Here is an 8,277-nt window from a genome sequence, read left to right as displayed (position 1 = left end):
CGATCCTCGAAGCGTTCAAGGCCAAGACCATCATCGTCAACAAGCGCTCGATGGCCAGTGGCTACGCCGGTCTGGACAACGAACTGTTCTACCTGGACAAAACCATGATGGTGTTCGGCGACGCTAAAAAGGTCATCGAAGACATGGTCAAAGCCGTCGAGTAAGTCCTGCCTCAGCGCAACACTAAAATGAAGCGCCCTCCCCTATCCTGCGAACATCACACTTTCGCAGGATAGGGGTGAAGATTTATAGACGAACGCTGGCAAAAGTTGATTCGTTACGTGCCTGGCTCAAAGCTGACATCGAACCGGCCAACGGCGAGAGCACCAATGCTTGCGGCAGCGGCATCATCGCCACCTGCTGCGCGGTATTGGAACCGACGCGCTCGTCACGCGGCGGAATGCCGAAGTATTCGCGGTAGCACTTGGAGAAGTGCGGTGTGGACACGAAGCCACAGATCGAAGCCACTTCGATGATCGACATCGGCGTTTGCTTGAGCAACTGTCGCGCACGGACCAGACGCAGTTTCAGGTAGTAACGCGACGGCGAGCAGTGCAGGTACTTCTGGAACAGCCGCTCCAGCTGGCGACGGGACACGTCGACATACACCGCCAGTTCGTCCAGGTCGATCGGCTCTTCGAGGTTGGCCTCCATCAGCGCGACGATTTCCTGCAACTTCGGTTGATTGGTGCCGAGCATGTGCTTGAGCGGCACGCGCTGGTGATCCTGTTCGTTGCGGATGCGCTCGTAGACGAACATTTCCGAGATCGCAGCGGACAGTTCACGCCCGTGATCACGGCTGATCAAGTGCAGCATCATGTCCAGCGGCGCGGTGCCTCCGGAGCTGGTGAAACGGTTACGGTCGAGGGTGAACAAACGGGTACTCATTACTATCCGCGGGAAAGCTTCCTGCATCGCCGCCAGGCACTCCCAGTGCACGCTGCAATCGAAACCATCGAGCAGTCCGGCGCAGGCCAGGGCCCAGCTGCCGGTGCACACCGCACCGAGACGGCAGGCCTTGCGGGCCTGGCTTTGCAGCCAGGATACGTGTTCACGGGTAACGGTGCGCTGAATGCCGACGCCACCGCAAACGATGATCATGTCCATTGGCGGGGCTTTGTGCATGGAGGCGTCAGGGGTGATTTGCAGGCCATCACTGGCCCAGACCTGGCCGCCATCGACGGTGAGGGTGGTCCAGCGATACAGCTCGCGACCGGACAACTGGTTGGCCATCCGCAGCGGTTCTACAGCGGACGCCAGAGAAATCAGCGTGAAATTGTCCAGCAGCAGAAAGCCGATGGATTGAGGCGCACGGTTCTGGGGTTGGGCCCCGGAGTTGAACGTCGTCATCGCGGTATCTCCTCACACAAAGCGAGTGATTGGCCTCAGGCAAAGGCTCTTTTTATTCTCCCATCCAAAAGTTGGTGGGTTTGTTCCTGTTCAACCTGCAAAGGTCATACCCAGTTACATATGTTTGAACGGATCCAAAAACGACATCATCCAATGTCTCTAAGCTGAGGGTTTGCAGGGAGGGAGCCATAAGGAAAACGCTTGAGTTTGTGCCTGCGCTCATCAACGCTGTGCACTTTCGTAGCATATACGCGAGAGATGTCTATAAACGACAACTTACTTGTCACCGACATCCACATGTCGGTTTTTGAATAAAATAATGACCAATGCCCCGATTTGGGCTGGCACAAGCGCCATGCTCGATAAAAGTGCTCTGTGACCGGGACAAGGCGTACCAGTAACTACGCTCGAGGAAAACCCTGACATACGCCGCGCCTGCTTCATGCTGGCGCGGCACACCCATGTCCTGCGCAATGGAGGTATCTGAGTTCAACGATTTGGCGGTGGCGGTGGCGGTGGCCGTGGCCGTGGCCGTGGCCGTGGCCGCTCGTGTCTCACCTCAACCGAGGAACATCCATTGATGGCCCGACAAAAGTCGCAGGGCTTCGAGATCGCCGACCTGTCCCTGGACACGCCACTGCACGAACAGATCGCCGCACTGCTCGGCGAACCGGAAGTGGATTGCGCCATCGACGCCGTCGGCTTCGAGGCCCATAGTCATGGTCATGGTCATGACGGCGTGAAGCACGAAGCCCCGGCCACCGTGCTCAACTCGCTGATGGGCGTGGTACATGTGGCAGGTATGTTTCAAAGTCCGAAGGGACTGAGCCACCATGCGAAGGAAATCTAGTCATGTTGATAAAAGTCGAAAGACTGAGCACATCGGACGACTGCAAAGTTCAGGAAAGTTTCAAATTTAGACTTAGCTTGCAAACTTACCTCACTCAGCACGTTAAAAATTTAAGCCAATTTAAAGCAACTCAAAGTTAAACGTCTTGTGAGGCAAAAAGTGACACGAGGTACGTTCGACGCCACCACTTTTTAACTTACCTTGGCAGGTAAGGATTATGCATTAGAGCGGCTTGAGCTAGCGTACTATCGACATATGGGATGTGACCTAAAGGTACGTTTTGGGTGACATGATTCACCTGAATGTTCGGTTAGTCAGCCTAAAAATCGAGAAAAACCACATGACGGGTCTACGTACGACCATTGGTCGCATTCGCTGATGACAGGTAGCAAAAGATCAGAAATCCGCTATTACATTAGTGACTGCAACTTCATTCATTGCACATCGTCAGAGGAACGCCCCGCGATGCGAAACTCACTTAAGCATTCGAGACTTCGTTTTGGCTTTTTATTTACTGTTATCTCAATGGGGCTGACTGCTTGCACCAGTAACGAAAATATTATTACACCTGCCAAAGAAATTACTCGACCACCTATCGATGATAGCGAGACTTCGTCTGTGCGTGTCACTACTAGCTGGATACAACACTCGCTTAGCCAAACTGACTGCCTGAAGCACGCCGGAGCGGCTCTTACAAAAGCGAGATATTTTGTTGATGCTGGAGACAGATCAGTCTTTGGGTTTCGTGAAGGTATGACTTTTTCGATCCGCTGCGACTACGAAGGAGTTGCTTTTTTAGCAGTGGCTTATCGCCACAGACCAAGTACTCAAATCCAGGATCGGGTCTTGAATGAAATAACCAGGTTATTTTAAGGACTAAGGCTAGAGGTCTAGGAGCTCGTCCATAGCAAGATCAAATGCCAGTTCTCTTTTCTGAGGTAAAATCTTGGCTTACCCATCTCCCACCTATGCCACCAAATTCAAGGCGGCCAGTGGTGCTGTGCATGACTGCAATCAGCTGGAGGTCGTGCCGCAGCACCGTCGGAGCATCAAATACCGAGAGCCAGACGATATTTCTCCGACTTCCCCCTTGCATCACTTCCTGATCGGTTGAATCCACCGTCGATGGCCCCCCTTCACAACAGGCAGCAATGAGCTGTGCAGTCATTCATTGTGAATGAAATCAGGGGCGATTTAGTCTTGGTGGCCTCCGATGCAGGTTTTGGTTTCTCTGTGTCTGCTGCGATAGCCTGGGTGGCTACTGCGATTGCCGCTACCAGGGAGCAGATAACCCCTGCCATCCTGAGAGGCCGATACTCGGGTCGTTCTCTGACGGTCGTGGCAGGCAGCAATCAGCCAAAAGCGGCCGGTGGTCGTTGCGATACGACTGTCGCCAGCATTTGGCTAAGCTTAATAAATCAGGACGAACTGAAACCTAAAGTGATTGCGGCCATCAACGGATCTGGATTGGCACCAAGGCGGCACTCCCAAGGGAGACGACTATGTATGCGGTGATAAGAACCTACCTGGGTACTGGAGCGAAGCAGTTTTTCGAACTGTTGGAAGAGCGCAATGCCGACGTCGAAGCTACCCTGCGGACAGTGCCTGGCCTCGTCAGCTACACACTGTTGAATACGGGTGATGGTGGCACGTCGGTGACTGTTTGCACGGACAAGGCCGGCAGCGATGCAAGCCTGAAAGTCGCGCGTGAATGGATTCAGAAAAATGCATCGAATATCCACGCGAACCCGCCAATCGTGACGGAAGGTCCGGTCATTGTGCAGATCAGCTAGCGACCGGTATGCAGGATGGCGAGTGCTATACTTTTTTCAAATTGCACGGGGTGTGCAACGTTCCCCACAGTACAACTACCAACTGCTGCCGGACAGAGGAGGTCTACAGCTAACCCGAGACGGGAGGTGTGGCATGAACCGGCACTATTACATCAGTGACAATCTCAACGATCTTGAAACCGTTGAATATGAATTGGAAGCCAGCGGCATCAATTCCGAACAGATTCATGTACTAAGTGAAAAAGTCGCTGATGTAGAAGAACATCACCTCCACGAGATCAGTTCACTAATGGAACAGGATGCTGTTCACTCTGGTGAGATTGGTGCGGTGATCGGTGTGCCACTCGCGGCGTTGGTCCTGCTTGGCGCCTATTGGATGGGTTGGACCGAATCCCCCGCAGGCTGGATGCCCTTTATCTTCCTTGCCATTGTTGTATTGGGCTTCTGCATCTGGGAAGGCGGTTTTTTCGGGTTCCAGGTGCCGAACACTCACTTCCGCAATTTCAAGCAGGCAGTAAAAGAAGGCAAACATATCTTCTTCGTGGATGTTGAACCGAATCAGGAATCGGTACTGGACCAGGTAATCAATCAGCATCCGAAGCTGAAGATCGCCGGCACAGGAGCGGCAGCCCCGCACTGGACAGTGGCCTGGCAGCACAAATGGCATCAGTTCAAGCGAGTGATATCGGGTTAGTGCCTGGAGACTCAAGGCCATCCGAAAAGCTGCTTACTGGCCAAAGAAAATGACCCGGCTGAGGAAGACATAGTCTGCCTCGGTGGCCATCAGCCCGATGAGCACCAGTAAACACAGAGGCGGCACCAGTATGGCGTAGACCATGGCCAGGCGCTCCCATGCCATATGCATGAAGATGGAGACAATCAAACCTGCCTTCAACAACATGAAAGTAATAATCAGGGTCCACCGAAGGTAACCATGGAAGTGGAAATAGTCGACAAGGTACGACAGCGTGCTGAGGACGAATAACAGCCCCCAGATCTTAAGGTACAAACTGATTGGATGTTGCTGACCCTGAGCATGTGCCATCACCCGTGCTCCTCTACCATAAATAGAAGAATGCAAAAATAAATACCCACACCAGATCCACGAAGTGCCAGTAAAGCCCGGCTATCTCGACGTTCTGATAGTTCCCGGAGCGCTCATAATCTCCGCGCCTTACTTTCAGCGCCACAATGCTGAGGTAGAGGGCGCCGATTGACACATGAAGTCCGTGAAAACCGGTAATCATGAAAAAGCAGGCGCCAAATTGCGCCGCGCCCATGGGGTTCCCCCAGGGACGCACCCCCTCTGCGATGAGCTTGCTCCATTCGAATGCCTGCATGCTGACGAAAGTCACCCCCAGGGCAGCGGTCGCCAGCATCAGGGCCGTGGTTTTCGCGCGATCACGGCGATAGGCGAAATTGACGGCCATGGCCATGGTGCCGCTGCTGCTGATCAGCACAAAGGTCATGATGGCGATCAGGATAAGCGGGATTTCCCTGCCGCCGATCGTCAATGCGAACACTTCACTGGGGTTCGGCCAGGCGCTGGTGATGGTCATGCGTACCGACATGTAGCCGGTCAGAAAACAGGTGAATATAAACGTATCGCTGAGCAGGAAAATCCACATCATCGCCTTGCCCCAGGGCACCTGCTTGAAGGCCTCTTTATCCGAGGACCAATCGTTGGCGATGCCCTGCCATCCCGGTGCAGGCAGCGAACCTGGTGGATTGGATGAACTGATCTCGGCTTGGGCTTGGGCTTCGACTTGCGGGAGCAATGCCATGGATGTTCACCTCAGGCCGCAGAATCTGGCGATGACGTCATAGGTTTGTGGCGAGCTGGCCAGCAGCGCGAACAGCACGAACCAAAGGCCCAGCAAGTAATGCCAATAGATGGCACAGAGCTCTACGCTGGCGCTGAGTTGCGCCAGTGGCACATGACGCAGGAACTTAGCGACGATCCAGCACCAGGCGATCAGCCCGCCCAGCAGGTGGAGCCCATGCAGACCGGTCAACAGGTAGAAGAAACTGTTGGCCGGATTGCTGGCGACAAAGTAGCCCCAGGCGACAAACTGCTGCCAGACCCAGAGTTGCCCCGCCAGAAAGGCAATGGCAAAGACACCCCCCAATGCAAAACCAATGACAGTTGCGCCCAGCCGAGCCTTTCGGGCGGCCATGCGCGAGCACTGCAGTGCGATGCAACTCAATACCAGAAAAGCCGAATTCAGCCAGAGCGGTCGGAGATTGCCTAACGGCGCCAAAGGCTCTGTCAGGGGTAGCCAGTCGGCCATTTGTGAACGGGCGACAAAGGCGATCAGGAAGAGGAAGAATAACGAACTCACCACCACCAGAAACAAGCGCAGGCCTATCCTTGCGGTTTGCCTTCTATCGGCACCCTCGCCGGCCTGAATACCCTCAGGGTCGCGACTCCAGCTGCCGCCAGGATCAGCGCCGTCGGCGTTTCTCAATAGCAGCCTGTTCATGGCTTGACGTCCGCTATCTTGGTCCCGGCACTGAGTTGCCGCATGTGCTCCAGCTCCTCGGCGGAGACCGTTTGCGGCACGAAATCCTGCTCTATCCCCGGCACACTGTAGTCATAGGCCCAGCGATGCACGACCGGCAACTTCTCTCCCCAGTTACCGTGTTTCGGCGGGGTGTCCGGCGTTTGCCATTCCAGGCTGGCCGCGCCCCAGGGATTGCTGCCTGCGGGCTTGCCCTTGAATGCACTCCAGGACAGGTTGAACAGGAACAGCAACTGGGAAACGCCGACCGTCAATGCGACCACCGTAATGAAGGCATTCAAGTCTTGCGCGGACTGCGGGATGAACGCGTAGTTTTCATAGGCGTAGTAGCGACGTGGCATGCCCTGGAAACCCAGGTAGTGCATGGGGAAGAAGATGGCGTAGGTGCCCAGAAAGGTAATCCAGAAATGCAGCTTGCCCAGGGTGTCGTTCCACATGCGCCCGGTGATTTTCGGGAACCAGTGATAAATACCGCCGAACACCACCAGGACCGGTGCAACCCCCATGACCATATGAAAATGGGCCACGACGAAATAGGTGTCCGAGAGCGGAATATCCACAATCACATTGCCAAGGAACAACCCGGTCAGACCGCCGACCAGGAAGGTGACGATAAAGGCCAGGGCAAACAGCATCGGCACGGTCAGGTGGATGTCGCCCTGCCACAGGGTCAGCACCCAGTTGTAGACTTTCAGCGCGGTCGGCACCGCGATGATCAAGGTGGTGACGGCGAAGAAAAAGCCGAAGTACGGGTTCATTCCGCTGACATACATATGGTGCGCCCAGACCACAAAGCTGAGTACGCCAATCGCAATAATGGCCCACACCATCATTCGGTAGCCGAAGATGTTTTTACGCGCATGGGTACTGATCAAGTCGGAGACCAGGCCAAACGCAGGGAGAGCAACGATATAGACCTCCGGGTGGCCGAAGAACCAGAACAGGTGCTGGAACAATATCGGGCTGCCACCCTGGTGATCGAGCTGCTGCCCCAGCGAGATCATCGCCGGCATGAAGAAGCTGGTGCCCAACAGTTTGTCGAACAGCATCATCACCGCACTGACAAACAACGCTGGGAACGCCAACAAGGCCATGATCGAGGCCATGAAGATGCCCCATACCGAGAGCGGCATGCGAAACAGGGTCATGCCGTGGGTGCGCGCCTGCAACACTGTGGTGACGTAGTTCAACCCGCCCATGGTGGCCGCGACAATGAAAATCGCCAGTGAGACGAGCATCAGGACAATGCCCCACTCGACCCCCGGTGTCCCCTGGGAAATGGACTGTGGCGGATAGAGCGTCCAGCCGGAACCTGTGGGGCCGCCAGGGACAAAAAAACTGCTGAGCAACACCAGTACCGCCACCAGGTAAAACCAGTAGCTGAGCATATTGACGTAGGGGAAGACCATGTCGCGGGCGCCCACCATCAGCGGGATCAGATAGTTGCCGAAGCCACCCAGAAACAAGGCCGTGAGCAAGTAAATGACCATGATCATGCCGTGCATGGTCATCGCCTGATAATAAGTACTGGCGTCCATGAACGCCAAACTACCGGGGAAGCCTATCTGCATGCGCATCAAGCCGGACAATACCAGAGCGATAAGCCCCACGAAGATGGCCGTCAACGAATACTGAATGGCTATGACCTTGTGGTCCTGACTCCAGATGTATTTGGTCAGGAAACTTTTGGGCTCGTGCAGTGCTTCTGTTTCGGCTTGCTCCGCATAGGCCATCACGTCATCCTCCTGCCGAAGTTTCAGTG

General features: G+C 54.9%; 9 protein-coding genes and 1 pseudogene. 5 read left to right on the top strand and 5 right to left on the bottom strand.

Annotated features, from left to right (window positions below; all coding sequences use genetic code 11):
- Window positions 1–164: NAD(P)(+) transhydrogenase (Re/Si-specific) subunit beta (locus tag KGA96_RS28145; protein ID WP_223466535.1), on the top strand; the 164-nt coding region annotated here is incomplete at its 5' end.
- Between the two features lie 82 nt (window positions 165–246).
- Here the strand turns inward: KGA96_RS28145 and KGA96_RS28140 are convergent.
- Window positions 247–1,350, bottom strand: a complete 1,104-nt coding sequence (locus KGA96_RS28140) for a GlxA family transcriptional regulator (protein WP_046040493.1) — start codon at window positions 1,348–1,350, stop codon at window positions 247–249.
- A gap of 580 nt (window positions 1,351–1,930) precedes the next feature.
- Here KGA96_RS28140 and KGA96_RS28135 point away from each other — a divergent pair.
- From KGA96_RS28135 to KGA96_RS28120, 4 genes and pseudogenes are all read left to right on the top strand, one after another.
- Window positions 1,931–2,167 (top strand): annotated as a pseudogene (locus KGA96_RS28135) (formaldehyde dehydrogenase, glutathione-independent); the annotation flags it as partial.
- Window positions 2,168–2,665: 498 nt separating this feature from the next.
- Complete coding sequence (locus tag KGA96_RS28130) at window positions 2,666–3,073, top strand: hypothetical protein (RefSeq protein WP_185754774.1); 408 nt, start codon at window positions 2,666–2,668, stop codon at window positions 3,071–3,073.
- Between the two features lie 629 nt (window positions 3,074–3,702).
- The gene (locus KGA96_RS28125; protein WP_046040491.1) at window positions 3,703–3,993 is read left to right on the top strand and encodes a hypothetical protein; all 291 of its coding nucleotides are present in this window, start codon (window positions 3,703–3,705) and stop codon (window positions 3,991–3,993) included.
- A gap of 133 nt (window positions 3,994–4,126) precedes the next feature.
- Window positions 4,127–4,687, top strand: a complete 561-nt coding sequence (locus tag KGA96_RS28120; RefSeq protein ID WP_046040490.1) for a hypothetical protein — start codon at window positions 4,127–4,129, stop codon at window positions 4,685–4,687.
- Between the two features lie 33 nt (window positions 4,688–4,720).
- Here KGA96_RS28120 and KGA96_RS28115 read toward each other — a convergent pair whose 3' ends face one another.
- From KGA96_RS28115 to ctaD, 4 genes are read right to left on the bottom strand one after another with little or no spacing between them, the layout of a single operon-like run.
- A complete protein-coding gene (locus KGA96_RS28115; RefSeq protein ID WP_046040489.1) occupies window positions 4,721–5,038 on the bottom strand; it encodes a cytochrome C oxidase subunit IV family protein in 318 nt (105 codons plus the stop codon).
- A gap of 13 nt (window positions 5,039–5,051) precedes the next feature.
- Window positions 5,052–5,777: a heme-copper oxidase subunit III family protein gene (locus KGA96_RS28110; protein ID WP_046040488.1), complete on the bottom strand. Its 726-nt coding sequence runs from the start codon at window positions 5,775–5,777 to the stop codon at window positions 5,052–5,054.
- Window positions 5,778–5,783: 6 nt separating this feature from the next.
- Complete coding sequence (locus KGA96_RS28105) at window positions 5,784–6,476, bottom strand: cytochrome c oxidase subunit 3 (protein WP_046040486.1); 693 nt, start codon at window positions 6,474–6,476, stop codon at window positions 5,784–5,786.
- Entirely contained in the window at window positions 6,473–8,248 is a 1,776-nt protein-coding gene (gene ctaD / locus KGA96_RS28100; RefSeq protein ID WP_046040485.1) for a cytochrome c oxidase subunit I, read from the bottom strand. The genes KGA96_RS28105 and ctaD overlap by 4 nt, the downstream gene beginning before the upstream one ends.
- Window positions 8,249–8,277: the final 29 nt, after the last annotated feature.

This window comes from Pseudomonas sp. GL-R-26 (genome assembly GCF_019947365.1).
In the GTDB taxonomy this organism is placed as follows: Bacteria; Pseudomonadota; Gammaproteobacteria; order Pseudomonadales; family Pseudomonadaceae; genus Aquipseudomonas.
This window is presented reverse-complemented; position numbering and strand designations above follow the sequence as displayed.

Excerpts from the sequence above, each read along its gene's own strand:
- KGA96_RS28140 (WP_046040493.1), bottom strand. The coding sequence starts at position 1,350 with ATGACGACGTTCAACTCCGGGGCCCAACCCCAGAACCGTGCGCCTCAA.
- KGA96_RS28130 (WP_185754774.1), top strand. The coding sequence starts at position 2,666 with ATGCGAAACTCACTTAAGCATTCGAGACTTCGTTTTGGCTTTTTATTT.
- KGA96_RS28125 (WP_046040491.1), top strand. The coding sequence starts at position 3,703 with ATGTATGCGGTGATAAGAACCTACCTGGGTACTGGAGCGAAGCAGTTT.
- KGA96_RS28120 (WP_046040490.1), top strand. The coding sequence starts at position 4,127 with ATGAACCGGCACTATTACATCAGTGACAATCTCAACGATCTTGAAACC.
- KGA96_RS28115 (WP_046040489.1), bottom strand. The coding sequence starts at position 5,038 with ATGGCACATGCTCAGGGTCAGCAACATCCAATCAGTTTGTACCTTAAG.
- KGA96_RS28110 (WP_046040488.1), bottom strand. The coding sequence starts at position 5,777 with ATGGCATTGCTCCCGCAAGTCGAAGCCCAAGCCCAAGCCGAGATCAGT.
- KGA96_RS28105 (WP_046040486.1), bottom strand. The coding sequence starts at position 6,476 with ATGAACAGGCTGCTATTGAGAAACGCCGACGGCGCTGATCCTGGCGGC.
- ctaD (WP_046040485.1), bottom strand. The coding sequence starts at position 8,248 with ATGGCCTATGCGGAGCAAGCCGAAACAGAAGCACTGCACGAGCCCAAA.